This window comes from Pseudomonas sp. UBA5568 (assembly GCF_002425525.1).
GTDB lineage: Bacteria > Pseudomonadota > Gammaproteobacteria > Pseudomonadales > Pseudomonadaceae > Aquipseudomonas > Aquipseudomonas fulva.
The window spans coordinates 58,175-84,187 of the sequence record NZ_DIMK01000028.1 but is presented as its reverse complement, the minus strand read 5'-3'; the positions used below and the strand labels follow the sequence as shown (position 1 = coordinate 84,187).

At 57.7% G+C, this 26,013-nt stretch carries 22 protein-coding genes; 11 read left to right on the top strand and 11 right to left on the bottom strand.

Annotation, left to right across the window (positions count from 1 at the left end):
- Nucleotides 1-51: 51 nt before the first annotated feature.
- Nucleotides 52-1,236 (bottom strand): C17 cyclopropane fatty acid synthase CfaB, encoded by a 1,185-nt coding sequence (cfaB, locus tag B2S33_RS09110; RefSeq protein WP_128611072.1) that lies wholly within the window; start codon nucleotides 1,234-1,236, stop codon nucleotides 52-54.
- A gap of 111 nt (nucleotides 1,237-1,347) precedes the next feature.
- Entirely contained in the window at nucleotides 1,348-3,399 is a 2,052-nt protein-coding gene (locus tag B2S33_RS09105) for a TonB-dependent receptor (RefSeq protein ID WP_111475538.1), read from the bottom strand.
- A 667-nt stretch (nucleotides 3,400-4,066) separates the two neighbouring features.
- Between B2S33_RS09105 and B2S33_RS09100 the strand changes: the two genes are divergently transcribed.
- Nucleotides 4,067-4,399, top strand: a complete 333-nt coding sequence (locus B2S33_RS09100) for a DUF2790 domain-containing protein (protein WP_100852527.1) — start codon at nucleotides 4,067-4,069, stop codon at nucleotides 4,397-4,399.
- Nucleotides 4,400-4,532: 133 nt separating this feature from the next.
- Entirely contained in the window at nucleotides 4,533-4,721 is a 189-nt protein-coding gene (locus tag B2S33_RS09095) for an AbrB/MazE/SpoVT family DNA-binding domain-containing protein (protein ID WP_100852528.1), read from the top strand.
- 105 nt (nucleotides 4,722-4,826) lie between these two features.
- Here B2S33_RS09095 and B2S33_RS09090 read toward each other — a convergent pair whose 3' ends face one another.
- From B2S33_RS09090 to B2S33_RS09065, 6 genes are all read right to left on the bottom strand, one after another.
- Nucleotides 4,827-5,282: a DUF411 domain-containing protein gene (locus tag B2S33_RS09090; RefSeq protein ID WP_100852529.1), complete on the bottom strand. Its 456-nt coding sequence runs from the start codon at nucleotides 5,280-5,282 to the stop codon at nucleotides 4,827-4,829.
- Nucleotides 5,272-6,054 (bottom strand): c-type cytochrome, encoded by a 783-nt coding sequence (locus B2S33_RS09085; RefSeq protein ID WP_104963037.1) that lies wholly within the window; start codon nucleotides 6,052-6,054, stop codon nucleotides 5,272-5,274. The genes B2S33_RS09090 and B2S33_RS09085 overlap by 11 nt, the downstream gene beginning before the upstream one ends.
- Before the next feature lie 10 nt (nucleotides 6,055-6,064).
- A complete protein-coding gene (locus B2S33_RS09080; RefSeq protein WP_104963038.1) occupies nucleotides 6,065-7,180 on the bottom strand; it encodes a copper resistance protein B in 1,116 nt (371 codons plus the stop codon).
- Nucleotides 7,170-7,445: a hypothetical protein gene (locus B2S33_RS09075; RefSeq protein ID WP_100852698.1), complete on the bottom strand. Its 276-nt coding sequence runs from the start codon at nucleotides 7,443-7,445 to the stop codon at nucleotides 7,170-7,172. The genes B2S33_RS09080 and B2S33_RS09075 overlap by 11 nt, the downstream gene beginning before the upstream one ends.
- Before the next feature lie 14 nt (nucleotides 7,446-7,459).
- Nucleotides 7,460-9,325: a copper resistance system multicopper oxidase gene (locus tag B2S33_RS09070; protein WP_100852532.1), complete on the bottom strand. Its 1,866-nt coding sequence runs from the start codon at nucleotides 9,323-9,325 to the stop codon at nucleotides 7,460-7,462.
- Between the two features lie 181 nt (nucleotides 9,326-9,506).
- Nucleotides 9,507-9,713, bottom strand: coding sequence for a co-regulatory protein PtrA N-terminal domain-containing protein (locus B2S33_RS09065; protein WP_100852533.1), 207 nt, complete (start codon nucleotides 9,711-9,713; stop codon nucleotides 9,507-9,509).
- A 165-nt stretch (nucleotides 9,714-9,878) separates the two neighbouring features.
- Here B2S33_RS09065 and B2S33_RS09060 point away from each other — a divergent pair, with 165 nt between their 5' ends.
- The 7 genes from B2S33_RS09060 to B2S33_RS09025 all read left to right on the top strand — a co-directional run bounded on the left by B2S33_RS09060 (nucleotide 9,879) and on the right by B2S33_RS09025 (nucleotide 19,134).
- Nucleotides 9,879-10,556, top strand: coding sequence for a heavy metal response regulator transcription factor (locus B2S33_RS09060; protein WP_100852534.1), 678 nt, complete (start codon nucleotides 9,879-9,881; stop codon nucleotides 10,554-10,556).
- A complete protein-coding gene (locus B2S33_RS09055) occupies nucleotides 10,556-11,962 on the top strand; it encodes a heavy metal sensor histidine kinase (protein ID WP_100852535.1) in 1,407 nt (468 codons plus the stop codon). The genes B2S33_RS09060 and B2S33_RS09055 overlap by 1 nt, the downstream gene beginning before the upstream one ends.
- Before the next feature lie 470 nt (nucleotides 11,963-12,432).
- Nucleotides 12,433-13,683, top strand: a complete 1,251-nt coding sequence (locus B2S33_RS09045; RefSeq protein WP_100852536.1) for a TolC family protein — start codon at nucleotides 12,433-12,435, stop codon at nucleotides 13,681-13,683.
- Nucleotides 13,680-15,143 carry an efflux RND transporter periplasmic adaptor subunit gene (locus tag B2S33_RS09040; protein ID WP_100852537.1) on the top strand — a complete coding sequence of 488 codons (1,464 nt, stop codon included), beginning with the start codon at nucleotides 13,680-13,682 and terminating at the stop codon, nucleotides 15,141-15,143. Before B2S33_RS09045 ends, B2S33_RS09040 begins: the two co-directional genes overlap by 4 nt.
- Entirely contained in the window at nucleotides 15,140-18,298 is a 3,159-nt protein-coding gene (locus B2S33_RS09035; RefSeq protein WP_104963039.1) for an efflux RND transporter permease subunit, read from the top strand. The genes B2S33_RS09040 and B2S33_RS09035 overlap by 4 nt, the downstream gene beginning before the upstream one ends.
- Complete coding sequence (locus B2S33_RS09030) at nucleotides 18,295-18,648, top strand: copper-binding protein (RefSeq protein ID WP_094010849.1); 354 nt, start codon at nucleotides 18,295-18,297, stop codon at nucleotides 18,646-18,648. The genes B2S33_RS09035 and B2S33_RS09030 overlap by 4 nt, the downstream gene beginning before the upstream one ends.
- 159 nt (nucleotides 18,649-18,807) lie before the next feature.
- A complete protein-coding gene (locus B2S33_RS09025; protein WP_371928162.1) occupies nucleotides 18,808-19,134 on the top strand; it encodes a four-helix bundle copper-binding protein in 327 nt (108 codons plus the stop codon).
- A 582-nt stretch (nucleotides 19,135-19,716) separates the two neighbouring features.
- Here the strand turns inward: B2S33_RS09025 and B2S33_RS09020 are convergent.
- The 3 genes from B2S33_RS09020 to B2S33_RS09010 form a co-directional block, all read right to left on the bottom strand.
- The gene (locus B2S33_RS09020) at nucleotides 19,717-20,112 is read right to left on the bottom strand and encodes a hypothetical protein (protein WP_230384856.1); all 396 of its coding nucleotides are present in this window, start codon (nucleotides 20,110-20,112) and stop codon (nucleotides 19,717-19,719) included.
- A 355-nt stretch (nucleotides 20,113-20,467) separates the two neighbouring features.
- Entirely contained in the window at nucleotides 20,468-21,142 is a 675-nt protein-coding gene (locus B2S33_RS09015) for a heavy metal response regulator transcription factor (protein WP_013974882.1), read from the bottom strand.
- Nucleotides 21,143-21,631: 489 nt separating this feature from the next.
- Entirely contained in the window at nucleotides 21,632-22,975 is a 1,344-nt protein-coding gene (locus B2S33_RS09010) for an OprD family porin (protein WP_094010851.1), read from the bottom strand.
- A 402-nt stretch (nucleotides 22,976-23,377) separates the two neighbouring features.
- On the opposite strand from B2S33_RS09010, the gene B2S33_RS09005 reads away from it, so the two are divergent.
- Together B2S33_RS09005 and B2S33_RS09000 are read left to right on the top strand one after the other, a co-directional pair.
- Nucleotides 23,378-24,649 carry a TolC family protein gene (locus B2S33_RS09005; RefSeq protein ID WP_104963040.1) on the top strand — a complete coding sequence of 424 codons (1,272 nt, stop codon included), beginning with the start codon at nucleotides 23,378-23,380 and terminating at the stop codon, nucleotides 24,647-24,649.
- Between the two features lie 69 nt (nucleotides 24,650-24,718).
- Nucleotides 24,719-25,999, top strand: coding sequence for an efflux RND transporter periplasmic adaptor subunit (locus B2S33_RS09000; RefSeq protein WP_094010853.1), 1,281 nt, complete (start codon nucleotides 24,719-24,721; stop codon nucleotides 25,997-25,999).
- Nucleotides 26,000-26,013 lie beyond the last annotated feature (14 nt).

The following is a 26,013-nucleotide window of genomic DNA, read 5'->3' as shown; positions in this document are numbered from 1 at the left end:
ACCTCACTCTTGAAGTGAGGTCGGTCACGCTTGGCACACGTTTGGTAGGCGCTAGCGGTAAAGGTGCTCACGCGTCCAAGGTAGGTCATGGTGGCCATCCGCGTAGGGTTTGACCGCCAATATCTGATGCAGGTTGATCCAGCCTTTCTCGAAAGCGTACGCGCAACCTGCCAAATAAAGGCGCCAGATACGCAATGTTTTTTCAGGGACCAGCGCAGCTGCATTGTGCAGTTGGTTTTCCAGGTTCTCGCTCCAGTGATGCAGGGTCTTGGCGTAATGCATGCGCAAGCTTTCCACATCCACCACTTCCAACCCTGCCTCACAGACAGCGGCGCTGATCATCGACAAGTGGGGCAGCTCGCCGTGGGGGAACACATAACGGTCAATGAACTCTCCAGCCCCCCGACCCACCGGGCGGCCATCCACATGCTTGGCCGTGATGCCATGGTTCATGACGAGGCCGCCTTCGCGCACTGCGCCGAACAGCGTCTTGCAATACAACGGTAGATTGGCATGACCCACATGCTCGAACATGCCCACGCTGACGACCTTATCGAAGCGCCCGTCTTGTGGCAGGTCACGGTAATCAAGAATCTGCAGGTCTACGCTGTCGGACAGGCCCTCGGCCTCCACCCGTTCCCTGCCCAGCTTGAGCTGCTCTTTGCTCAACGTGATGCCCAACACGTTCGCCCCATATTCACGTGCAGCGAAGCGCGCCAGACCTCCCCATCCACACCCCACGTCCAGCAAGTAATCACCGGCAGCCAAGCGCAGCTTGCGGCACAGATGATCGAACTTGTCTTGCTGGGCCTGTTGCAGTGTATTGTCCGGCTCACGGAAATAGGCGCAGGAATAAACCATGTCCTGGTCCAGCCATAACCGGTAAAAGTCGTTGGACACATCGTAGTGGTAGGAAATGGCTTCGGCATCGGTTCGCTTGTCATGCGCCAGGCGCTGGGGAGCATGATCGCTATCATCGGGTAGCAGTGCTTCGCTGAGTTCATCGCAGACACGGATGGCCTCACCGATGTCGCCTTCGAGTTCGAGCTTGCCTTCCACGAAAGCGGTGCCCAACTCATCCATGCTTGGATGGGTGAGTTGGGAGATGAGCTGAGGCTCCTTGACCAGGATGGTCACTTGCGGGCTGGGGCCCAGGTCGAAATGGTTGCCGTCCCACAATTTGAGACGCAACGGCAGGTGTAGACTCTGCAAAGCCGGCGGAAGCTGAGCAAGCATGTAACCCTTCCTTCCCATGTACGGGGCAAGACCCAAGACATTTCGAAAGCCACCGGTTCAGCGTAGACCATCTGTAGGAGCTGTCTGTAAAACGAAAGTTTAAGCCGAGGTCTACAGCTTCAGATTCAGGGAAACGAATGCCGACCGACCAGGTGCTGGCGAAAACATCGCCTGGTCGTCACCGCCCCAGAAGAAGTTGTCGTACCAGACGTATTCGTATTTGCGGTCCAGCAGGTTCTTGACCTGCACATCGACGCTGGCAGCGGACGTGATGCGGTAGCTGACGCTGGCGTCCGCAACGACAAACCCACCGTATTTGCCTTGCTCATTGAGCTCGTCGATGTAGTAGCTCCCTTGCGCCCTGCCCTGCAGACCGAACTTCCAGTCATCGTTATAACGATAATCGACGCCCACGGTGCTCACGTACCGAGGCGTGGAGAACACTTCCTTACCCGAGAGTGATTGCCCTGCGGCAGAAAACGCTTTGACCACCTTTGCTTCCTGGATGGCGTGGGAGGCATAGACAGTCCACTGATCATCCAGTTGAGCATTGATCTGCAAATCCACGCCGCGACGGCGCGTTTCACCCAACCCGACCGTGGTGCCGGTGCTGGGCATGTTTGCCACTTCATCGGTAGCATCCTGCTGCCAGATCGCCACTCGCGCTTGGGCGCCCTCGAACGGTCTGAACTTGATACCGACCTCTTTGCCTGTGTTGATCGACGGGTCGTATGAAGGCTGCCCAGGGGTCAAGTAGGCGGGCTCGGTCGAGCCGGTGAGTATCTGGAAGGTACGCCCCCAATTGGCGTAAACGTCGATATCGGGGGTAACGCTATAGATCACGCTCAGCTTGGGCTGTCGGATCCAGCCGTAGTCTTGCAGCGAGCCTTTGACGCCACCCAAGAGCTGCGTACTACCGGTGAACTGGTCCACCCGCATGGCCGGGATGATCTTCAGTGACTCGATGGGCTGGATAACGGCCTGAACATAGGCACCGGTGTTGCGCAGGGTATAGCGATCGTCATTCTGCACGCGGGCCGGTACGGTATCGAAGTGGGTCGGAACGCTGAAGCTATAGCGCTGGCGACGGTAGGTATTGTCCTGCTCTTCGTAGTTGACGCCGCCATCGAGGGTGAGGTGCTCGTTAACGCGCCATGTCAGGTTATTGAGGATGCCCGTCTGCTGTTCGTCCCATTGCCGACGCTGACGGGGCGCATTACCTGGGCGATAGTCCGTGAAGGTAACGGTGCGATCATCGTTGTAGCCGTTGTAATACAGCTTGCTGCTAAGGCTCAAGTCATCATTGAGCTGCCAATCCGCGTGCAGGCTGAGGTGCTTCATGTCGCGGTCATCACCGTCATTAGCGTTCTTGGCCGGTGATTGTGTACGGCTGGCGTGCATCTGGTCACGGGTGAGAAACCCGGACTCCTGGGCCTGGTGATGGTACAAGCGCGCGATCAGCCCAATGCGGAAATTCTGCTCGTCGTTGCTGACGAACCACTTACCCCCCAGTGCGTATTTGTTCGAGTTGCTGTGATCGCGGTAGCCATTGCTGTCCTGCTTGGCAAGGATGTAGTTCTGGGCAAAATTCCCCTCCTCGTGCCCGACCGCCAACTGCACTTCACGGGTGTCGAAGCTGCCATAGGTCAGCCGGCTATCGACATAGTTGCCGCCTTGGCGCGTGGCGAAATTGATGTTGCCCGCAATGTTGTGCAACCCGTAACGAGGGTCGTTCGTGCCCCGGACCACTTCGATGTAGTCGATGTCCAGGGGAAAGATCATGTCGATGAAGCGCTGGTTACCGCTGTTGACGTTGCTCGGGATGCCATCGATCAATGTCTTGATACCGTTGATGTACCCTTCGCCGTTGAAAGCGCGGAACGTAACCTTGCCCGATTCGGCCCCCTGCCCTGTTTCGGTGAGCTGAATGCCCGGCATCTGGCCCAGCAGTTGCCAGCTGTTCATGACGTTCTTGTCCTCTACCTGATCACCGCCGAGCACATCGACCGACGTGAGCACGTTCTCGGTGCTCAGGGCCACCTTAGCGTCCTGCGTAATGTTCACGGCGCCAAGGGTGATCGTGGAGCTGCCTGTTTGGTCGGCGAACAGTTCAGGGGTAACCATTACCGTGAACATGGCAAGGGAGGCCGGGGTGACTCGCATGGGTGCTCCTAGGTGAGTAGACAGGGGTGGGATCAGGTGCGCAAAGCTCGGGAAAATCATGCAGAGCTATTAACACGTTATATCATAACTAATTAAACGTTATGATATATCAACTCAATTCCAACCGCCCAATGTTCAACGCACCCAGATTCGAGATAGGCCTTAGGGGTTGTTAGGTGAAGGGTTCAGCCGCATCCAACCCTGAAGCACAACCGTATAAAAATCATCGATAAAAAAACCCCCGTGATACGGGGGTCTTAGCTGCGGGTTGATCCGATGATCACCTGCCATGTTTCACGGCTAGCCCTGCTCAGGAGCAGGACAGTATGCCGGTGTTGTTTCCTAAATAAGCTAGTAACAAAACCCACTGCCTTTTGCTGACCTGAGACGAATCTGTCGACGGAAATTTGCGAAAATAACAAGGTAACAGAGGCGTCGGCGCTGGTTTTTTCGGGTCCACGTTTTGCTAAAAAACTAAGTAACAATACCGCTTTCCCCTGCTTTCAGTCGCCGCCGGCTCGCAGTCTAGGCTGGACAACCCTAGTGAAAAACCATCTTGCAATGCAGCATCTCGCTCTCCTCGAGCTTACTCAGATGTAATCCACGGCTCACGTGTATGACAGCTGCAGAGTCTTAAGCTTCAATCATGTCTCTTGGAGTGATTGAAATGAAAGTCGTTAGAAACATCACCGCCATCCTGGCCATTGTGGCCTCCTCAGCCGCGATCGCCGAAGGAGGATCCGACCGTCTATACGGGAAGATGATTCAGGCCAATGAGCAAGCTATGCGAGCTTATGCAGCCGCCAATGATAAGAAGCCACCGGAGGTGATCCATTATCGCTACGGGATGCGGCTCGACGTGGCGAGGGTAATCAGCATGACATCGACCAAGGCGAGCTGTGACGTGATGCCAGCACAGATGAACTACGAGGATTCCAATGGAGACCTGAAAATCCTTGAGTACCGGACCGCTGGTATCGGTTGCCGGGGCCAGAACTGAGCACTGATCAAGCGGGCAGGAGTTACACTGATAAAAAGCCGGGTTGAAGCGTCAATTCCGGCGATCGCCTGGTTACCGGCTTTCATGACTGGTGGAGTACGATGAGGATTGGTAGCTCAGGCAGGAGAGACCAATGACTGAATCAGCGCGCACCACGGTTAAGTGCCTTGATCCCGGCGACGGCTCCGGCGATGTGATTGTGGAATTACCCGACGACATTCTGCGCGAGCTAGGGATCACGACGGGCGACAGGCTCTCCATCGAGCTTATCAACGGCGATATCGTACTCAAGCCAGTCCGCGAGCGCCGTGAATCTGATTAGGTACGCTTTGCAGGCCCTCTGTGCCGTCGTGTTGAGCTGATGACGCTTTCGAGCGGGGAAATATGGGACGGCAGTCAGCCTACTGCCGTCCTTGTGGTCGGTGCGTTATTTGGCTGGATAGCTGGCGACTACTAGGTCCTCGCCGCTTTTGGTTAACCCAATGACTTGGTAAGCATGGCTTACGCCATCAACCTCCATGCCTGGGGATCCAGCTGGCATTCCTGGCACGGCGATCCCTTCCAGATCGTTCCGCTCCTTGAGTTCTCGAATCTGCTCAGCTGGCACGTGACCTTCAACAAACTTTCCGTCAATCACGGCTGTGTGGCAGGACGCTAACCGTGGCGCTACGCCCAGCTTCTGTTTCACTGCCCTCATGTCCGTCTCAACATGGTCGGTCACTTTGAAACCATTGGCTTCCAGGTACGTGATCCATTTCTTGCAGCAACCGCAGTTCGCGTCTCGGTGAACGTCGATGGACAAAGGCTCGGCAGCGTAGGTCGCCGAGGTGACCAGCAGCCCAGCGATAGCGGCTAGACGAACGAGTATCCGGTTAGTTGGCATGAGTGTGCTCCTTACCGTCTTTGTGAACATGCGTCTTTGTCGACGGTTTCGGGTGGGCGTCCGAATGGGCTTCGGCCGCATTGTGGTCGCCGTGATGATCTGCGGCTTGGGCGGCGCCTGCGGGTGCAGCTCCATGGTCGTGAGCTGCCTGGGCATGATCGTCGTCTGCCGCTTCGTCGTGATCGCCATGCTCGGCATGACCGCTCCCGCCGTGCTGGCCCTCATGGTTATGCATATCGCTTTCACCGCCGCCGTGCTGGTGGCCACCGCTCGTGGCCACCAAAGCCATGTACTGCTCGGGATTCATTTGGGGAAGTTGATCCAGGAACGCGACGATTCCCCAGATGTACTCATCACCCATGCTCTTGCCCCAAGCGGGCATGCCGGTGGCTTTGATACCGTGCTTGATCGTCCAGAATGCGGCAGCCGGATCGCCTCCGACACCCACCTTGGTGAGGTCAGGTGGCGACGGGTATAGCGCTTGGCTAAGTTCTGTCTTCCCAACGCCAGGGGCGAGGTGGCACCCAATGCACATGGCGTTGTAGTTGCCTGCGCCTGCCTTGATCAACGCAGCGTCCTTCAGGTCAGGCACTTCAATGTCTCGCGCTCGAACCTCAATCGACCTGTCGCGAGCCATGGCGAGAAACGAATGGACAGCCGGGAAGTGAGGATCATCGGCGCCGACATTCACCAAGCCGAAATACGCGGTGCCCAATACCGCAGCACTTCCGACAGCACCGGCCACAAGCAGCGTTGTAATTGTTCTTTTCATGTTGGAATTCTCAGAACCACATCCTGATACCGGCAACGAAGCGTGCCTCATTAACATCTCCACCCTCGTCTCGGATGAAGTCAGCGGTGTTGCCGTAGGAGCGGCTCCAGGTAACGCCTATGTACGGGGCAAACTGGCGGACGATTTCATACCGTAGACGCAGCCCGACTTCGGTATTGGCCAGACCCGAGCCAACACCCCGCTCAGGATCGTTCTTGCCATAGAAGTTCGCCTCAGCCGTGGGCTGCAAAATCAAGCGATTGGTCAGCAGGATGTCGTATTCGCCTTCAAGACGCGCAGCAGTCTGGCCGTTTTCGCCAATGAACGCCGTAGCTTCGGCCTCGAAGTCATACAAGGCCATGCCCTGAATACCAAAGGCTGCCCAGGTCTGCGGTGATTCCGGTTTGAAATCCTGACGGACCCCGGCGACCACGTCCCACCAAGGACTGACCGAGCGCCCGTATAGCAGTTGCAGCTCAGCGTCTTCGGTTACCCCGTTGGTGCGCTCGCCTTCCGAGCGAACCCAGAGTCGATTGATGTCGCCACCTACCCAGCCAGATGCATCCCAAGCCAGGGTGCTGCCCTCATCGGCGTTCTGGTATTCGAGCTGGTCCAACAGGAAGAAGCTGTTGATTCCGCTGTCGTGCACCTGGTGGCCACCCAAAGGCGGAAAGGCTGCCTCGCGGTCGGCATCAGTGAGCACTGGAATCGGCGTGCGGCTCGTTGTGGTCGGAGAAGTCGCTGAACCATGATTCATCTGGGAATGGTCCATGCCCTTCATTGAACCGTGATCCATGCCCTTCATGTTTCCATGGCCCATTTTGCTGTGGTCCATCTTGCTATGGTCCACCGGGCTGGATTTGCTCTGGCTTTGAGCATGCCCCATCTGGCTGTGATCAACAGGGGCAGGCTGTTTCTGCTGTTTGCTCATCCCCATCTTGCTGTGATCCATCGCCGGCATCGATTCGGACGGAGCAGCTTCCATTTGCATGGAACCGTGCCCCATTTTCGAATGATCCATGCCCGAGTGATCCATTTCTTCAGCGGCGAAGCTGGGCGTTACGCCCAGCATGCCGATTGAAACAGTCAGGGCCAGCAGCGAAGGCCGCCCAAGGCTATTGACCATCTTTCCCTGCCTTAGCTTTGTCGCTGCCATGCGATTCCATCATTTTGTCGTGGTCCATACCTTCCATGGACCCATGGTCCATGCCTTCATGGTTCATCCCCTGGCCCTGCTTGTCCTGCGAGCCTTTGGCTTTACCGGCCTCGGTGGATTTCTGGGAATGCTGATCATGGTTGTCGCTAGACCACGACGACGGGGCATAAACAGCCAACATGCCGACCACCGCAGCGGAGAGGAAAAAGGCGCTTCGTTTCATTGGTTTGCTCATCTCAAATCTCCAGTTCATTCGTCCACACGGACTTCTCGGAACATGCCCATTTCCATGTGGAACAGTAGGTGACAGTGATAGGCCCAACGTCCCAAGGCATCTGCGGTGACGCGATAGCTTCGTTTTGAGCCAGGTGGCATGTCGATGGTGTGCTTGCGAACCATGAAGTTGCCGTTCTCGTCCTCCAGATCACTCCACATACCGTGGAGATGGATGGGGTGAGTCATCATAGTGTCGTTGACCAAGGTGATGCGAAGACGCTCGCCATATTTCAACCGCAGCGGTTCAGCGTCGGAGAATTTGATACCGTCGAACGACCACGCGAACTTCTCCATGTGGCCGGTAAGGTGCAGTTCGATTGTGCGTCCAGGCTCTCGACCATCGGGATCGATGAAGGTGCTCCGCAAATCGGCGTAGGTCAGCACTCGGCGCCCGTTGTTGCGCAGGCCAATTCCCGGATCGTTCAGTTTCGGGGTCGGCGACATGGTCTGCATATCGACCAACGGGTTGTTGGTCTCGGAAGCCGGATGGCTCTGCATTGCACCGCTCATGCCGGCCATGCCCTCATGACTCATCCCAGCCATCGTGCTGTGATCCATGCCGGCCATGTTGCTATGGTCCATTCCAGCCATCTTGCTGTGGTCCATGCCGGCCATGCTGCCATGGTCCATCCCAGCCATCTTGCTGTGGTCCATGCCGGCCATGTTGCCTTGGTCCATGCCAGCCATGCTGCCGTGATCCATTCCGCCCATGCTGCCGTGGTCCATGCCCATATCGCTCATGGCGATGATCGGGCGCGGATCTACCTCCGGTACGGGCGCTTGCAAGCCTTCACGAACCGCCAGGGTGCCTCGGGAGTACCCGGTACGGTCCATGGATTGCGCGAAGATCGTATAGGCCTGCTCGTTTTCAGGTTCGACGATGACATCGTAGGTTTCGGCAACGGCAATCCGGAACTCATCGACCGATACGGGTTTGACGTACTGGCCGTCAGCAGCCACAACCGTCATCTTGAGCCCAGGAATGCGGACATCGAAATAGGTCATGGCCGAGCCGTTGATAAAGCGCAGGCGGATCTTCTCGCCGGGCTTGAAGATACCCGTCCAGTTGCCGTTCGGAGCCTGGCCGTTCATGAGGTAGGTGTAGGTATACCCGCTCACATCAGCGAGGTCGGTGGGGCTCATCTTCATTTCAGCCCACATCTTCCGATCCGCTACAGCGGCCGACCAGCCTTTCTCGCTCACATCGTCAACGAAGTCGCTGACCGTACGCTTGTGGAAGTTGTAGTAGTCAGATTGCTTCTTGAGTTTGGAGAGCACCCGCGCCGGGTCTTCATCTGTCCAATCGCTGAGCATGACGACGTAATCACGGTCGTACACAAACGGCTCTGGATCCTTGGCATCGATCACCAACGCCCCATAGACCCCGGACTGTTCCTGGAAGCCTGAGTGGCTGTGATACCAGTAGGTGCCGTTCTGGTGGACCTTGAACTTGTATTCGTACATGCCATCGGGAGCGATGCCGTGGAAGCTCAAGCCCGGCACACCGTCCATGTTGGCGGGCAGGATGATGCCGTGCCAGTGAATGGAGGTGTCTTGTTTCAGCCGGTTGCGTACGCGCAGCGTCACGGTGTCGCCTTCGCGCCATCGCAGGATCGGCCCTGGCACGGAGCCGTTGATGGCCATGGCCGTACGAGCTGCACCCGTGATGTTGACGGGCAGTTCACCGATATACAGGTCGAAGTCCGTGCCGGTGAGCACGTTCGGTTGGCCAGGGCTGGTCACGGCCCAGACCGGCGCGCGCCACATGCCCAGCCCACCCAGAAGTCCGGTAGCGGCCAGGCCTTTGACGAATGATCGTCTCGTGGTTTTGCTTTGCATGCCGTTGCGTCCAGTCAGGTAGATCGCTGATATCCAGGCTGCTCGATGGCGCAGCCGTTGGGTTCATTGGAGCTCTCACCAGTCTCTTAGACTTGCGCCACTGCGCGAGGCTGATGAGAGGCCGTAGTCTGAAACTGCCATAGTTCAGATTCCGGGGTGATTACATTTCTGTAAGCTCGGATCAGCAGCTCTCGTGGCCAGCGTGCTTGCTGGACTGGGCGGCGACCGGCGTCTGCTCTTTCTTCTGCTGCGCAACCTGGTAGGCCTGCATGGAGCTTTGGCGAGCCGCTTCCATCCGCGCAAAGGTCCGGTCCGCGCCGCCCTCTGCCAGGGCGAGGCCTGCCGCGCCAAAGGTGACGACCATCACAATTGCTTTGACCATGTTCATCTGGAGATCCTCAGTGGGTTCTGCGCCTCATGGCGTCAGGTACAGGGTCAAGTTAGCTTCGCGGTGCTGTCAGAAAACTGATCTCGACATTACTTTTCCGTCAGCTTCTGGTTGGGCGTCTTTTTTCCTGCAAACTGGAGATGCACCCCGCGTGGATGAGAGCAGATGAAATTACTCGTAGCCGAAGATGAGCCGAAAACCGGTGTCTACCTCCAGCAAGGCCTGACAGAAGCCGGCTTCACCGTTGACCGGGTGATGACAGGCACTGACGCCCTGCAACAGGCACAGAGCGAAGCGTATGACTTGCTGATCCTCGACGTGATGATGCCGGGGCTCGATGGCTGGGAGGTCCTGCGCAAGATCCGTGCGGCGGGTCAGGATGTGCCAGTCCTTTTCTTGACGGCCCGAGACGGCGTAGACGACCGCGTGAAAGGTTTGGAACTGGGCGCTGATGATTACCTGGTGAAGCCCTTTGCGTTCTCGGAGCTACTGGCTCGGGTTCGCACGTTGCTGCGCAGAGGCAATGGTGGTTCTGCTCAAACCACCATGAAGATGGCAGACCTTGAGGTAGACCTGCTCAAGCGTCGAGCTACGCGAAACGGCAAGCGGATTGACCTTACTGCCAAGGAGTTTTGCCTGTTGGAGCTGCTCATGCGCCGACGCGGCGAGGTGCTCCCCAAGTCGCTGATCGCTTCCCAGGTCTGGGACATGAATTTCGACAGTGACACCAACGTGATCGAGGTAGCGATTCGCCGATTGCGGGCCAAAATAGATGACGACTTTGCGCCAAAGCTCATCCATACCGCCCGAGGCATGGGCTACATGATGGATGTGCCCGAGTGATGCGCCCGCAATCATCGCTCGTCAAGCGACTGACCCTGATGTTCATGTTCGCGGTGACTGCTGTCCTGGTGGTTGCCGGCGTGGCTTTCTACGGGCTCAGTCAGCACCATTTCCGGATGCTGGATGAGCAGGCGCTTTCCGAAAAGCTGGAGTCAACGCGTCATATCCTGTCCATCTCAGCAGCGCGAGGCGGGCTCCACGATCAGGAGCAGCAGCTGCGGGCATTGCTCGGCGCACATCAGGATTTGTCGGCGAAAATCACCAAGGCTGACGGTACGGTCCTTTTTTCAGACCCCAAAGCCTCCCAAATTCCTCAGCGATTCGAGCAGGCGCACCGGGGTGCGGTCTGGGAATGGCAGGATGAATCGCAGAACTTTCGCGGCATTACCGCCCAGCTGACCATTGCAGGCGAGCCGGAACCGGTGACGGCCGTGCTGATGCTCGATGTCACCACTCACGCGCATTTCTTTGTCACCCTGCAATGGTGGTTCGGAATTGGCCTGGTGATCAGCGCGATTGTGAGCGCAGGCTTGGGCTGGGTCGTGGCCAAGAGTGGGCTTCGGCCTGTTGGACAAATCACCAAAGTGGCCACCGGGATGTCGGCACGATCGCTCCGCGAGCGCATTCCCCTGGAGCCCGTGCCGCTAGAGCTTCAGGAGCTCATCCTGTCTTTCAACGGGATGCTGGGACGATTGGAAGATGCATTCGTTCGGTTGTCCAACTTCTCTGCCGATATCGCTCACGAGTTGAGAACGCCAGTCAGCAACCTTCTGACCCATACCGAAGTGGTGCTCACCAAGAAGCGTGACTTGGATGCCTATGAGGAAAACCTCTATTCGAACCTGGAAGACCTCAAGCGCATGTCGCGCATGATCGACGACATGCTGTTCCTCGCCAAGGCTGATAACGGTCTGATCGTGCCCGAGCAGATCGATGTGGAGCTCTCTGAACTCGTATCCAAGCTGTTCGAGTACTACCAGTTCCTGGCTGAGGATCAAGGCACCCAGCTGACCCTGCACGGGCAGGGTAAGGTTCGTGGCGATCGCCTGATGATTGACCGGGCGCTTTCCAACCTCCTATCCAACGCGTTGCGCTACACCCCGGAAGGCAACGAGATATCAGTGCAGATCGAGCAGACGCCTGAAAGGGTGACGCTTTCCGTGCGTAACAGCGGGGTAACCATCGATCCCCAGCACATTGGCAAGATCTTCGACCGATTCTATCGAGCCGATCCAGCCAGGCGCGAAGGCGGCCCAAGCAATGCAGGCCTGGGTTTGTCCATAACCCGCTCTATCATCGAGGCTCACAGCGGACGAATCTGGTGTACTTCAGCGGAGGGTGTCACAACCTTCTTCATCAGTCTCCCAGCCTCCAAGCGGTTGGTTAGTGCAGCCCCAACCCCTTAATGCTGAACTCATCCCGGTAACCTATACTCGCCCATCATGAATCGGTTCATTCGACTGCTCACCATCCTGATGCTTATCGTGGCGCTTCCGCTTAACGGGATGGCGGGCATCGATTCGGCGACTGAACCTTGCCCAATGCAGACCATGGGCATGGAAATGATGGCGGGTATGGATCATGACTGCTGCCAGGACCAAGACCTGGGCAAGGCCGGCGATCACGCCAAATCCTGCAAGGTCGGCCAGGAGTGCAGGACTGCCAGTACCGTGCAGCTCAGCTTCCTGACGCCTGGGCTGACCTTTGCTAAGCCACGACCTGCCGATACCTACGCGGTAGGCATAGCGACAGGCTCTCCCCCCGATCCATGGCGGCCTCCCCGCGTCTGATTCCCTCTTAATTTCACATCGTCGTTCCGCCTAGCAGCGGGGCGATCGCATGCGCCTGGGCGCTGATCTTTCGAGGAATCATTTTCATGACTCCCCAACGTTTTCAGGGACGGATAACCACGGCCGTCTTTTCCATACTGCTGCCGGCTGTCTCGGCACAGGCTGCAACGCTGTCGCTGGATGATGCGCTGCAACTGGCTGAACGCAACGCTCCCTCTCTACAGGCCCGCCAGGAGCAGGCATCAGCTGCGCGCAGCGCAGTCATTCCAGCGGGCGAACTTCCCGATCCGCGCCTGAATCTTGGGGTACAGAACCTGCCGATTGAAGGCACCGACCGCTGGAGCATGAACAGAGACTTCATGACCATGCAGGTGGTTGGCCTGTCCCAAGAAGTACCGAACCGGGACAAACGCAAAGCTCGCATAGAGACAGCGCAGGCTACGGTCGAGCGAGCCGATGCCGAGGCGCTGTTCGAACGGCTGAAAGTTCGGGCGGCAACCGCACAGGCTTGGGTGGCTGCATACACCGTGCAGCGAAAGCTTGAACAGTTCGACGCCTTCTACAAAGAAAACCAGCTGCTGGCTTCCACGGTGCGGGCCCGCCTGGCCGGTGGTGCAGGCTCCACCGCCGATACGCTGGCTCCCAAGCAAGAAGCCGCGCAGCTGGACGAGCAGAAAGACGTTCTGTTGAGTCAATCAGCTCAGGCGCGAGCCGCGCTGAAGCGCTGGATTGGGCAGGACGCCGAAGTAGGCGCGCCGACGTTCCCTGTCTGGCCTGTAGACGCAGCTGAATACCTGCACTCCGTCCATGCCCATCCGGAGCTCAATACCTACCACGCCATGACACGCGAGGCTCAAGCCCAGGTGCATCAGGCTCAGGCGGAGAAGAAATCGGATTGGTCCTGGGGGGTGGATTATCAGCGCCGTGGCCCGGACTTCAGCAACATGGTCAGCCTGCAAGTCAGCTTCCAGTTGCCGTTGTTCACCAGCTCCCGGCAAGACCCAATGATTGCGGCACGACGCGCACAAGTTCGCCAATTGGAAAATGAGCAGGACGCTGCCCTGCGCGAGCATCAAGCTCAGCTTGAAACAGACCTTGCCGAGTACCAACGCTTGCAACGGGCTGTACGGCGCAGTCGCGAAACACTTTTGCCCCTGGCCGAGGACCGGGTACGCCTCGCTCTGGCGGACTACCGCGCCGGTAATTCGCCGTTGAGTGAAGTGCTGTGGGCACGCCGGCAGCGTGTGGAAGCGCTGCTACAGGATGTGGACCTGCAAGGACAGTTGGCGGCAACAGCAGCGCGTCTGCATTTCGTTTATGGAGAGGTGCGGGCATGAGGAATAGGTCGATTGGTTTGCTCGTGGCTGCTGCCCTTGCTATTGGGATAGGCGCGGGCTTCTGGCTAGGTGGAAGAGGTGCGTATTCCCCATCCCAGCCAGTAGGTGAGGAAAAAAAAGCGCTGTACTGGTATGACCCGATGTATCCCCAGCAGCACTTCCCGGCGCCCGGAAAATCGCCGTTCATGGACATGCCGCTCGTGCCCAAGTATTCGGATGACACGGCTGGCGAGGAGCAGCCTGCGGTTCAGGTCTCGGCTGGGCTCCAGCAAAACCTTGGGATTCGATTGGCGACGGTGACGGCTGGCCGGCTAGAACGGACCCTGAGTGTGAGCGGCGTTCTAACGTTCGACGAACGCGACTTCAGCGTATTGCAGGCCCGGACTGGCGGCTACGTCGAGCGCGTCTATGGTCGAGCGACGGGCGACATCGTTGCCAAAGGGGCTCCTCTAGCCGATGTGCTAACCCCGGAGTGGGCTGGTTTGCAGGAGGAATACCTGGCGCTGCGGCATTCCGGCGACGCGCAGCTGACGGCGGCGGCACGACAGCGGCTTGTGCTCGCCGGCATGCCGGCCGACCTGATCAACCGGGTCGCGAGCACTGGGAAGGTGCAGCTCTCGGTCACACTCTCCGCACCCACGGCCGGAGTCATCCAGGTTCTCGATTTGCGACCCGGAATGACCCTGATGCCGGGTGCTACCTTGGCGAGGATCAATGGAGTGGCCAACGTCTGGCTGGAAGCGGCTGTGCCGGAAGCCCAGGCTCAGGGCCTTCGCGAAGGCCAGCCTGTGCAGGCGCGATTGCCAGCGTTCCCGGGCGATCCCGTACCGGGCAAGTTGACCGCGCTATTGGCCGATGCCGATTTGCAGAGCCGCACGTTGCGCCTGCGTATCGAGTTGCCCAACCCGGATGGACGGCTTCGTCCTGGGATGACCGCTCAAGTGGCTCTCCATCCCGGCGAGTCTTCCGAGCAAAGCCTCTTGGTGCCTGCCGAGGCGGTCATCCGCACCGGCAAGCGAGACCTGTTGATGCTGGCTGAGGACGGTGGTCGCTTCCGGCCGGTGGAAGTCGTGTTGGGCCAGGAGAGCAGAGGGAAAGTTGCGGTGTTGCAGGGCCTTCAGGCAGGACAGCGCATCGTCGCGTCCGGGCAATTCCTGTTGGACTCCGACGCTAATTTGAAAGGCATCGAGGCGGCGACGGCGCAGGATAGTCAGCCTAATGCGGGGCCAGCCCTGCATGAAGCGGATGGCCGTGTCGTGCAGATAGACGGCACCCAGCTCACCGTTGCCCACGGTCCTTTCATCACCCTGGGCATGCCAGGGATGACCATGACCTTTCCTGTGGCTAATCAGTCTCTCCTTAATGGCCTCAAGGTCGGTGTGCAGATTCGCTTTGGCATACGCGAACGCGACGAGGGCATGGTAGTTGAGCAGATCAACGTGGTGGAGGGCCAACCATGATTGCCAAACTGATCCGCTGGTCGGTAGGCAACCGTGTGCTGGTGCTCCTCGCCACGCTGTTTCTGGTGGCATGGGGCTTCGTCTCGGTGCGTAGCCTGCCAATCGACGCCTTGCCCGACCTGTCGGACGTGCAGGTGATCATCCGCACGTCCTACCCAGGCCAGGCTCCCCAGATCGTTGAGAATCAGGTGACCTATCCGCTGACCACTACCATGCTCTCGGTTCCGGGGGCCAAAACGGTTCGCGGCTTCTCCGCCTTCGGTGACAGCTTCGTCTATGTGCTGTTCGAGGACGGCACCGATCTGTATTGGGCGCGCTCACGGGTGCTTGAGTACCTGAGCCAGGCGCAATCGCGATTACCTGCGGCAGCCAAGCCGGTACTGGGTCCTGACGCCACCGGGGTGGGCTGGATTTATCAGTATGCGTTGGTCGATCGCAACGGCGGCCATGACCTGTCGCAACTGCGCAGCCTTCAGGACTGGTTCCTGCGCTATGAGCTCAAGACGCTACCGGATGTCGCTGAGGTGGCCACCATCGGCGGTATGGTCAAGCAGTATCAGGTCGTGCTCGATCCGCTGCGCATAGCCAGCCTCGGTATCACCCAGGCTGAGGTGGTGGAGGCTATAGGCAAGGCCAACCAGGAGACCGGTGGCGGTGTACTGGAGCAGGGCGAAGCGGAATTCATGGTACGTGCGGCCGGCTATCTGCGATCACTGGATGATTTCAGGGCGATACCGCTGCGACTGGCTACCAAGGGCGTGCCGGTGACAGTAGGCGACGTCGCTACGGTGCAGATAGGTCCGGCAGCCCGCAGAGGCATAGGCGAACTGGACGGCCTCGGCGAAGCCGTGGGAGGTGTGGTAATCCTGCGCAGCGGCAAGAATGCTCGTGAGGCCATTGCCCACGTCAAGGCCAAGCTCGAAACCCTGAAGAAAGGCCTGCCAGCCGGGGTGGAGCTTGTCACCGTCTACGACCGTAGCCAGTTGATCGACCGTGCCGTGGGGAACCTCAGTCACAAGCTGATCGAGGAATTCGTGGTAGTGGCGTTGGTATGCGCAGCGTTTCTCTGGCACCTGCGCTCGTCGTTGGTGGCCATCGTGGCGCTGCCCGTCGGAATCCTGATTGCGCTGATCGTGATGCGTCATCAGGGCATTAACGCCAACATCATGTCCCTTGGCGGAATCGCTATTGCCATCGGTGCAATGGTGGACGCTGCCGTGGTCATGATCGAGAACGCCCACAAACGCGTTGAGGCTTGGCATGCTCGACATCCTGGTCAGCCGTTGCGAGGCGAAGCGCATTGGAAGGTAATGACGGAGGCGGCCGTCGAGGTAGGACCGGCACTGTTCTTCAGTCTGATGATCATCACGCTATCGTTCATCCCGGTGTTCACGCTGCAAGCTCAGGAGGGTCGCCTCTTTGCACCCCTGGCCTTTACCAAGACCTACGCGATGGCAGCGGCGGCTGCGCTATCGGTGACCCTGATACCGGTGCTGATGGGGTACTGGATTAGAGGGCCACTACCTGCGGAACAGCGCAACCCGCTCAACCGGGGCCTCATCCGGCTGTACCGTCCAGCATTGGAGGTCGTCCTGCGCCGGCCTCTGGTTACCCTCGCTGGAGCATTGCTCATCCTGCTCAGCAGTCTGTGGCCCTTGAATCATCTTGGGGGCGAGTTCCTTCCTCCGCTCGATGAAGGTGATCTGCTCTACATGCCTTCAGCCTTGCCTGGACTCTCGGCACAGAAAGCTTCAGAGCTGTTGCAGCGAACGGATCGTCTGATTCGAACCGTTCCCGAAGTGGCCAGTGTCTTTGGTAAAGCTGGCCGCGCCGAGTCAGCTACCGACCCGGCACCGCTGGAAATGTTCGAGACCACCGTTCGGCTCAAGCCCAAGAGTGAGTGGCGTCCTGGAATGACCACGGAGAGGCTCATCGAGGAGCTTGATCGCACTGTGCGTGTGCCTGGGCTGACCAACATCTGGATCCCGCCAATCCGCAACCGCATCGATATGCTGGCCACCGGCATCAAGAGCCCAATCGGCGTAAAGGTTGCCGGAAGCGACTTGGACCAGATAGACCGGGCTACGCTCGCTGTGGAGCGGGCAGCGAAGAAGGTGCCTGGAGTGGCTTCGGCGCTGGCGGAGCGTTTGACTGGCGGTCGCTACATTGATCTGGATATCGACCGCCATGCCGCAGCCCGTTACGGTCTGAACATTACCGACGTACAGGCCATCGTGGCCGGCGCCATTGGTGGCGAAACCATTGGGGAAACGGTTGAAGGCTTGGCTCGTTATCCCATCAGCTTACGCTATCCACGCGAATGGCGTGATTCGGTGGAAGCGCTGCGTCAACTGCCGATCTACACCTCGCAGGGTGGCCAGCTGACGCTCGGCAGCGTGGCCCGCATACGTATTGCTGATGGCCCGCCAATGTTGAAGAGCGAGAATGCTCGCCCCTCGGGCTGGGTGTACATCGATGTGCGCGGCCGGGACCTTTCGTCTGTTGTCGCAGACCTACGTCAGGCGATCGACAGCGAGGTAAAGCTCGATCCAGGCATGAGCTTGAGCTACTCCGGGCAGTTCGAATACCTGGAGCGGGCGAACGCCCGTCTGGCCTGGGTGGTGCCGGCGACGCTGGCCATCATCTTCGTGCTGCTCTATCTGACTTTTGGCCGCCTCGGTGAGGCGCTGCTCATCATGGGCACGTTACCGTTCGCGCTAACCGGAGGCGTTTGGCTGCTGTACCTGCTGGGCTACAACCTGTCGGTGGCCACAGGCGTTGGCTTCATTGCCCTGGCAGGCGTAGCGGCGGAGTTCGGAGTGATCATGCTCATCTACCTGAATAACGCTTGGGCTGAGCGTCAGGCCAACGGCGAAACCACACGAGAAGCGCTGCTCGACGCAATCCGTGAGGGCGCGGTGCAACGCATCAGGCCCAAGGCAATGACTGTGGCGGTCATCGTTGCAGGCCTGCTGCCCATCCTCTGGAGCAGCGGTACCGGCAGCGAGGTCATGAGCCGCATCGCGGTGCCCATGGTGGGCGGCATGCTCACCGCCCCCTTGCTTTCCCTTTTTGTAATCCCTGCGGCGTACTGGCTGATCCGTCGCCGCGAACTTGCTGTAACTACCCCCAACCTCTCAGGAAAAATCCAATGAAAAAGCTAATTGTTATCGCAGGCCTGGTCACAGCTTTCGCCGCCAGCGTGCAAGCCCAGGACATGAACGGTATGGACATGAAGAAAATGCCAGCTTCCGCCGAGGGTGGCCAAGGCAGCCAGGCGGCACCCACTGCGCATGCTGAGGGGACAATAAAGGCGCTGGATCCTCAAAGCGGGAAAATCACCTTGGCGCACGGCCCGGTAGCAGAGCTCAAATGGCCGGCGATGACCATGGGATTCCAAGCTGAGCCTGCGCATTTGAAGGGCTTGAACGTAGGAGACAAGGTGAAATTTGGGTTCCGTATGGAAGGAAGCACCGCGAGAATCGTGAGCGTCCAGAAACAGTGATTATCCAGCCTTAAATGATCGGGCAGGCCTTCACACGAGATAATTCGGACAAGCTTACACAAATGTAATCAATCTTCAGGACCCCGTCAGGTCGAACGCTACATACCGTCATGAGACGGTACGTTGGCATCACATCCACCCGATACCGGAGATATGACCATGAACAGTCGCTTTGAAGAATGTATCTCGGAATGCCTGCGCTGTGCGCTGGCCTGTGAAGGCTGCGCGTCAGCCTGCCTGCAAGAACAGGACGTAAAAATGATGGTTGACTGCATCAAGCTGGACAGGGATTGCGCAGATATGTGCAAGCTTGCCGCTACCTTGATGGCACGAGAAAGCGTGCTCGCCAAAAAACTTTGTGCCCTATGCGCCAAAATTTGCCGAGCCTGCGGAGAGGAGTGCGGTAAGCATCAGGCAGACCACTGTCAGCAGTGCGCACAGGCCTGCATGACCTGCGCAGAATCCTGCGAAGCAATGGCTGCGTAAGCGAATCTCGCCTAACCTCCGCCTGCTTTCCACGCGCCTCATAAAGGATTTGGGTACGTCGATAACCGTCGTGCCTAGGGGCGACGGGTAGATCGCTGATGGGGAAGTGCCCTGGCAGAGCCTAGCTTGGGCTAGCCAACCAAAGGCGCTGGTTTACAGATCTGGTAGCAAAGAAGCCCGCCTGGGCGGCGGGCTATCAGATGTCTCCAAGGGGAGGCTGTAGGCCAACAAGTCTCGGAGCAAGCACTTGCAGGATACGCCTCTTGGCTCACGCCCACCAGCCAGCTTCGGCCGGAGCGAATGGTTCTACGTTGAGGGCATTGGAAGCGGCTTATGTAGGCCTGTCAATTGGCAGGGCAATCCGCAAAGACAAAGCAGGCCGATTATCCCCAGGCGGTATACCCCCAGGCAGAGTCAAAGGCAAAGCGAGGGGTGAAATCTAGCGGGTACCCCCATTTGAGGGCAGAATCACCAGCTTCGCCTACGTTGCACTGGGTTGAGGGGGCTGTTTGAAACTGCTACCTAGCGCGACAGCGACCATCGCCGCCATGAGCAAGTGCATCACAGGTGCGCCTTGAGTACTCAGCACAAAGGCCATAGCAAACGGCCCCGCGGCCTGCACCAGGAGCATTGGGCGAGCCAATGCTCCCATGCGTGCGCGATACCCTTGGGGCCAAACAGCACCAGAGGCAAGATGCCTCTTGCAATAGTGAGAATCCCGATGCCGGCGCGATACAGCGCTGCTGTAGGGAATGCCAGCGAAGGCACGCCAGGAATGAATAAGCAGATGCCGATGAAGCTCACCAACACGCCGGCACGGGCCGACCAGGTTGGGTGAAGATGCCGAGCAAGCGAGAACTCCAATACTCTGGCCACCACCTGGGCCGGCCCAATGACCATCCCCACGGCCAACACCGTGACCGTTGGAAGGCCAAGTTCCTTGAGCGAGGTGAGAAGATGCACAGAGAGGGTGGCCATGACGAAGGCAATGACCGTCAGCAGCCCCGCAACGAGCCAGAAAAGCCGGTGGCCGCCATCATCGTTGAGCGGCGACTGAGCTTCCTGCTTGGTGCTGTAGTCGGGAGGTTAACCTCATCGCCGGCACACGGTATCAGAGGTAAGCCTGGTGGCTGTTGAAGACAATGTCAGCTGAGCGTGCGTCAGCTCTGGCATAAGCTTGGCCTTCCGTTACCTGTTGATAATCTATGCTATACCTCCTGTCCAGCACACCTCATACGTTTAGTGAGGAAACGCGCGCTAAGGGTCAAAAACAGTATGGCTCGACTTACATGCATGATCACTGGCTCTATTTTCATGACTAAGGAGCGGGCGATCAACGCTTCTCAAGCACATAGCCCACACCTCGAAGCGTATGGATCAGCTTCGTCTCGAAAGGGTCATCGATCTTGGCTCTAAGTCTTCGAATCGACACTTCTACAACGTTTGTATCGCAGTCGAAGTTCATGTCCCAGACCTGTGAGATGATCTGTGTGCGGCTGAGCACCACGCCGGTGTTGCGCATTAGGTAGTGCAGAAGTGCAAACTCTTTCGTCGTCAGATCAATACGCTGGCCGTCCCTGAAGGCCCTGTGACGGCTCTGGTCTAGCTCCAGGTCAGCGACACGAATAATCTCCACAGATGCAGGGTGTTCAGACCTGCGCATTAACGCGCGAACCCGGGCTAGCAGTTCTGGGAACTCAAATGGTTTGATCAGGTAGTCATCTGCACCGTTCTCCAGACCCCGGACCTTATCTGCCAAACGACTTCTCGCCGTGAGCATCATGATGCGTGAGGGGCAATTCTTACGCCTCAAAAGCTCAAGTACCTGCCACCCATCCATTTCTGGCAGATTGATATCAAGAATAATCAACTCGTATTCGTGTTGCTTGGCTAGGAATAGCCCATCTGACCCGGTATGCACGCAATCGACGACATAACCGCATTCTGTAAGGCCTTGACGCACATATTCCGCAGTTTTTACTTCGTCCTCAATTACCAGAATTCGCATGGGATTTTGTCTCGATATCACTGAGAAATTAACCGCGCACGCGCGCCGGAATTATTGAAAAGAATGGTAAATCAAAATGAGCGGGGCGGGGCCTAAATAACGGATTTGTAATTTCCAGGTAATATGATTGATAGTCTGGAGGTATATCTTTTCGCGGTTTGGGTTTGACAGGTGCAGGGCCTCTCTCCAATAGGTAATTTGACCTTATTAAGTATGGGGTTGTTTTCTTCTTTGTGTTGACTTTGTTCCGTTCAGATGACGGCGAAGTTACTCATGTCGAGGAAACTGGTCATTGGTGCAGCCATGAGTTTCACCGGCATGCAATGCGTACACTCGAACGGTTGATTGAATTTTAGGTAAAAAAAGGCGCCCAAAGGGCGCCAAATATCCACCTTTTACCAAAGGAGCACTTAAGCCACTCAAGGTGAATTCGTAATGCACATTTTTCTGAAGAGACCAGTTTACGAATAAACTGATCCCCTTAGAGAATCACAGAATCGAAAGCGGGTACTCAATGATCACGCGAGTTTCATCCAGATCCGATTCGAATGCAGTGGCACGCGTGGTGGCCTGGCGCAACCGGAAGGACAGGTCTTTTGCTGGACCGGTTTGCACGACATATTTAACCTCTACGTCACGTTCCCAACGTTTCTGATTGGTGAGCGGATCACCGTTGGCGTCGGTGCGCATGTAGAACTGGTTGGCGTTCGAGTAGTCTGCGCCCGAGCCTCTGGCGTAGCGGGTCATGAACGTCAGACCAGGAATGCCGTAGCTGGTGAAGTTCAGGTCGTAGCGCAGCATCCAGGAACGCTCTTTCGGCGAGTTGAAGTCGCTGTACTGGATAGAGTTGTCGACGAAAATCGAGTCTGACTGACGTAGGTAGTCGAAATCATCGTCGCCGTTGTTGCGTTGGTGCGACAGGGCCAGGGTGTGAGCGCCGTAACGGACACCGACCTTGGCACTCCAGATATCGTTGTCAAACTCGCCTAGGCGCTGCTTCCCTTCATCCACGGCTTTGTAATAGTTGAAGCCGCCAATCAGCGCAAGGTCGTCGTTCAGTGGATAGGCGAAGCTGGTGCCAGCGTAGTACTGGTTCCAGACTTCTTTCAACTGACTGGCGTATACGCTCAGGGTCCAGTTATCGTTGATCGCGTAATCACCGCCACCGTAGCCTACCCAAGGCGAGTTAACCGGGCCACCGTAGAAAGTTGCGAAGTTATCATTCAGATTGCTGGAGACCGGCTGGCTCATCGCATGCAGTCGGCCACCCTGCAGGGTGAGGCCCTGGATGCTGGTGTTCTCAACGGTCACACCGCGGAAGCTTTCAGGCAACAGGCGCGAGTCGCCTGATGCAACAACTGGCGTCGACGGGAAAACATCACCAACTTTCACGACCGTATCAAACAAGCGAACTTTAGCCGCCCCGCCAACCTTGGTGTATTCGTCGCGAGCTTCGCCTTTGTTATCAACAGGCATCACGTCGAATGAACTACGACCGCCGTTGCGCCCGTCACCAGTATCGAGCTTAAGCCCGATCATGGCAAAGGCGTCAACACCAACGCCGACCGTCCCTTGGGTAAAACCAGAGTTGAATTTGGTGATGATCCCGTGCGCCCAGGCCTCGGAGTAGCCATTGGTGTTGCCCTTGCCGCTGTTGTAAGTGGGGGCCGAGCTGTCGCGGTTATCACGATTGAAATAGAAGTTGCGGTTGAGCACTGTAAGGCTGCTACCTTCGATGAAACCTTCGGGCTTATCTTCAGCTTGAGCAGTAACTGCATAGCTTCCAGACAGCGCCGAAACTGCCGCCAAATACAGTGGTACTTTGATTTTCATCCGATGCTCCTTTGATTTACGGCAGTTTTTATTATGTTTTCCGGCGCGGGTGTCGTTATAAGCTCTGAGCCGGCGGCGCGCCTCGCGTAGCGCCGAGCTCATATTTGCAGGCGGAAGATAACGGGATGGTGATAGGATAATTACAATTTCGTCATCTGGTCGTTATTTTGGTCATTGACGCCGCATGCTAGCCATCTCTCGCGTTCGCAATGAAATTCGATGGTTCGACTGTGTCATCAGCGTTTTCGGGCATTACAAGCTTTTCTTACGAAATTGTAATTTTCTAGCCACCCCTCTGATAGCTAGCGCTCTTTAGAGTGCCATCACCTAATCCAGTGGGGCTTGGCAGCTATTTCGGCGTTCTGGCCAAGCTAACGAAGTTTGTGCACGAGGACCAAGAAAGTGCTCCGGTATAACCGCAATGTCTTATCCAAGACCTACATCTCACCGTGGAAAATTGCCGCTCTCTATGCGGTGATTTCCGGGTTGCTGGCACCCACTGCATTTGCCCAAAGCATCAGCTTGCCCCAAGCGCTGTCGACGGCAATGGATGCCAACCCAGACCTCGCGGCGGCACGTCAGGAAATTGGCATCGCGGACGGTGCGCGCAAGCAAGCCGGGCTGATTCCAAATCCCGAAATCTCGTATGAGATGGAGGACACACGGCGTAACACCAGCACAACTACCGTTACGCTAAGTCAGACCTTGGAGCTCGGTGGTAAGCGGGGAGCCCGCGTAGATGTCGCCACATACGGCCAGAGTGTTGCACAACTGGAACTGGACCGACGCGTGAATGGTCTGCGTGCAGACGTCGTGCAGGCGTTTTACGCTGCATTACGAGCCCAAACCGGACTCGACCTCGCTAAACAATCCCTTGAACTTACTGAGCGCGGCCTTCGCATTGTCGATGGTCGAGTTCGCGCAGGTAAATCTTCACCTGTGGAGGCTACCCGCGCCCAGGTTCAACTGGCTGAAGCCCGGTTGCAGGTCCGTCGCGCCGAAACGGAAAAAGCGAACGCTTACCAGCAACTCGCCCAAGTCACGGGGAGTTCTGTGACCATATTCGATCGCCTTGAATCACCAACCTTGTCTCCTGGCTTGCCGCCGCGCACTGAAGAGTTGCTGGCAAAGCTCGATCAGACTCCGGAAATGCGCCAGGCAGTGGTGCAGATTGATAAGAGCGATGCCTCGCTTGGCGCAGAAAAAGCTCAGCGTATTCCAAACCTCACGGTAAGCGTGGGTAGCCAGTACGACCGCTCGGTGCGCGAGCGAGTCAATGTCGTTGGTCTGTCCATGCCTTTGCCGCTGTTTGATCGTAACCAAGGCAACATTCTTTCCGCTTCTCGACGTGCCGATCAGGCCCGCGACCTGCGTAACGCTGTCGAGTTGAGACTGCGCGCCCAAACCCAAACCGCGCTGAACCAGTGGTCCACCGCCATGCAAGAAGTTGAGTCCTACGACAAGACCATTCTGCCCTCAGCCCAGCAGGCCGTGGATACCGCAACCCGCGGATTCGAGATGGGGAAATTCGGCTTTATCGAAGTACTGGACGCCCAGCGCACCTTGATCCTTGCTCGTGGCCAGTATCTCGACTCGCTGGCAGCGGCGACCAATGCGCGTGCGCAAGTAGAAAGGGTTTATGGCGAAGTCGGCTCGACCGCCGGCGCGCGCTGAACGGGCCATACATTTTTCTCGGCAGTCGGCGTTTAAACATGCCGGTGCCTACGATCAGCAGGAGTAGCAATGGAAAACAAACGCAAGATCGCCCTCGCGGTGGCCGCTGTGGCAATCCTTGGATTTGGCGGCCTCGCCTGGAACAGCAGTTCCGATCAACAAGCGGCGACTAACGCAGAACATGGTACTGACGATGGTCATGGCCATGAAAAGAAGGCCGGATCAGCTAAAAAAGAGAAAAGTGATGCGGAGCATGGTGAAGAGGGGCACGGTGAAGAAGGTCATGGCGAAGAGGGCCACAGTGAAGAGCGGGGTGAGGAAGAGGGCAAGCTGACCCTCAGTGCTGAACAGATCAAAGCAGCGGGCGTGACTCTGGAATCGGCTGCGCCTCGTGATCTGGGAACCGTCGTGAGCTTCCCGGGTGAGATTCGTTTTGACGAGGACCGCACTGCGCACGTTGTTCCTCGCGTTCCAGGCGTTGTCGAAACAGTCCAGGCGAATTTGGGTGAGTCCGTCAAGAAGGGCCAAGTCCTTGCAGTGATTGCCAGCCAACAGATCTCTGACCTACGCAGCGAGCAACAGGCTGCACAGCGTCGTGTCGAACTGGCGCGAGTGACCTTCGATCGAGAGAAGCAGCTCTGGCAGGACAAGATTTCTGCGGAGCAGGACTACCTCCAGGCTCGCCAGGCGCTGCAGGAAGCGGAGATCTCGTTAGCCAACGCCAAACAGAAGGTCGGCGCGATCGGCGCCTCGGTGAACTCTGTCGGTGGTAACCGCTACGAACTCAGGGCTCCCTTTGACGCCGTAGTGGTGGAGAAGCACTTGACCGTCGGTGAAGTCGTCAGCGAGGCGACTAACGCCTTCATTCTGTCCGACCTCAACCAAGTCTGGGCCACTTTCGCTGTACCGCCTACCGATTTGGCCAAGGTCACTACCGGCCGCGCCGTGAAGGTTTCCTCACCTGACATGAATGTGGAGGTCGAGGGCAAGGTGGGTTATGTCGGCAGCCTGTTGGGCGAGCAAAATCGAGCAGCGACCGTCCGCGTTACCTTGACCAATCCCAACGGGGCCTGGCGCCCTGGTCTTTTCGTCAACATCGCAGTCACTTCCCAGACTGCTCGCGTGGCGGTGGCTGTCCCGGAACACGCCGTGCAGACCGTTGATGACAAACCTTCGGTCTTCGTACGCACCGCCGAGGGCTTCGACACCCGCCCAGTAAAGCTGGGCCGCCGCGACAGTGGGTACGTGGAAATCACGGACGGTATCGAAGCGGGCGCTCACGTGGCTACCAATGGCAGCTTCACACTCAAGTCTGAGCTCGGCAAAGCCTCTGCCGAGCACAGCCACTGATGCGAACTGACAGG

Bases quoted from the DNA above. Each gene is read 5' to 3' on its own strand.
- cfaB (WP_128611072.1), bottom strand. From the start codon at position 1,236: ATGCTTGCTCAGCTTCCGCCGGCTTTGCAGAGTCTACACCTGCCGTTG.
- B2S33_RS09105 (WP_111475538.1), bottom strand. From the start codon at position 3,399: ATGCGAGTCACCCCGGCCTCCCTTGCCATGTTCACGGTAATGGTTACC.
- B2S33_RS09100 (WP_100852527.1), top strand. From the start codon at position 4,067: ATGAAAGTCGTTAGAAACATCACCGCCATCCTGGCCATTGTGGCCTCC.
- B2S33_RS09095 (WP_100852528.1), top strand. From the start codon at position 4,533: ATGACTGAATCAGCGCGCACCACGGTTAAGTGCCTTGATCCCGGCGAC.
- B2S33_RS09090 (WP_100852529.1), bottom strand. From the start codon at position 5,282: ATGCCAACTAACCGGATACTCGTTCGTCTAGCCGCTATCGCTGGGCTG.
- B2S33_RS09085 (WP_104963037.1), bottom strand. From the start codon at position 6,054: ATGAAAAGAACAATTACAACGCTGCTTGTGGCCGGTGCTGTCGGAAGT.
- B2S33_RS09080 (WP_104963038.1), bottom strand. From the start codon at position 7,180: ATGGTCAATAGCCTTGGGCGGCCTTCGCTGCTGGCCCTGACTGTTTCA.
- B2S33_RS09075 (WP_100852698.1), bottom strand. From the start codon at position 7,445: ATGAGCAAACCAATGAAACGAAGCGCCTTTTTCCTCTCCGCTGCGGTG.
- B2S33_RS09070 (WP_100852532.1), bottom strand. From the start codon at position 9,325: ATGCAAAGCAAAACCACGAGACGATCATTCGTCAAAGGCCTGGCCGCT.
- B2S33_RS09065 (WP_100852533.1), bottom strand. From the start codon at position 9,713: ATGAACATGGTCAAAGCAATTGTGATGGTCGTCACCTTTGGCGCGGCA.
- B2S33_RS09060 (WP_100852534.1), top strand. From the start codon at position 9,879: ATGAAATTACTCGTAGCCGAAGATGAGCCGAAAACCGGTGTCTACCTC.
- B2S33_RS09055 (WP_100852535.1), top strand. From the start codon at position 10,556: ATGCGCCCGCAATCATCGCTCGTCAAGCGACTGACCCTGATGTTCATG.
- B2S33_RS09045 (WP_100852536.1), top strand. From the start codon at position 12,433: ATGACTCCCCAACGTTTTCAGGGACGGATAACCACGGCCGTCTTTTCC.
- B2S33_RS09040 (WP_100852537.1), top strand. From the start codon at position 13,680: ATGAGGAATAGGTCGATTGGTTTGCTCGTGGCTGCTGCCCTTGCTATT.
- B2S33_RS09035 (WP_104963039.1), top strand. From the start codon at position 15,140: ATGATTGCCAAACTGATCCGCTGGTCGGTAGGCAACCGTGTGCTGGTG.
- B2S33_RS09030 (WP_094010849.1), top strand. From the start codon at position 18,295: ATGAAAAAGCTAATTGTTATCGCAGGCCTGGTCACAGCTTTCGCCGCC.
- B2S33_RS09025 (WP_371928162.1), top strand. From the start codon at position 18,808: ATGAACAGTCGCTTTGAAGAATGTATCTCGGAATGCCTGCGCTGTGCG.
- B2S33_RS09020 (WP_230384856.1), bottom strand. From the start codon at position 20,112: ATGGCCACCCTCTCTGTGCATCTTCTCACCTCGCTCAAGGAACTTGGC.
- B2S33_RS09015 (WP_013974882.1), bottom strand. From the start codon at position 21,142: ATGCGAATTCTGGTAATTGAGGACGAAGTAAAAACTGCGGAATATGTG.
- B2S33_RS09010 (WP_094010851.1), bottom strand. From the start codon at position 22,975: ATGAAAATCAAAGTACCACTGTATTTGGCGGCAGTTTCGGCGCTGTCT.
- B2S33_RS09000 (WP_094010853.1), top strand. From the start codon at position 24,719: ATGGAAAACAAACGCAAGATCGCCCTCGCGGTGGCCGCTGTGGCAATC.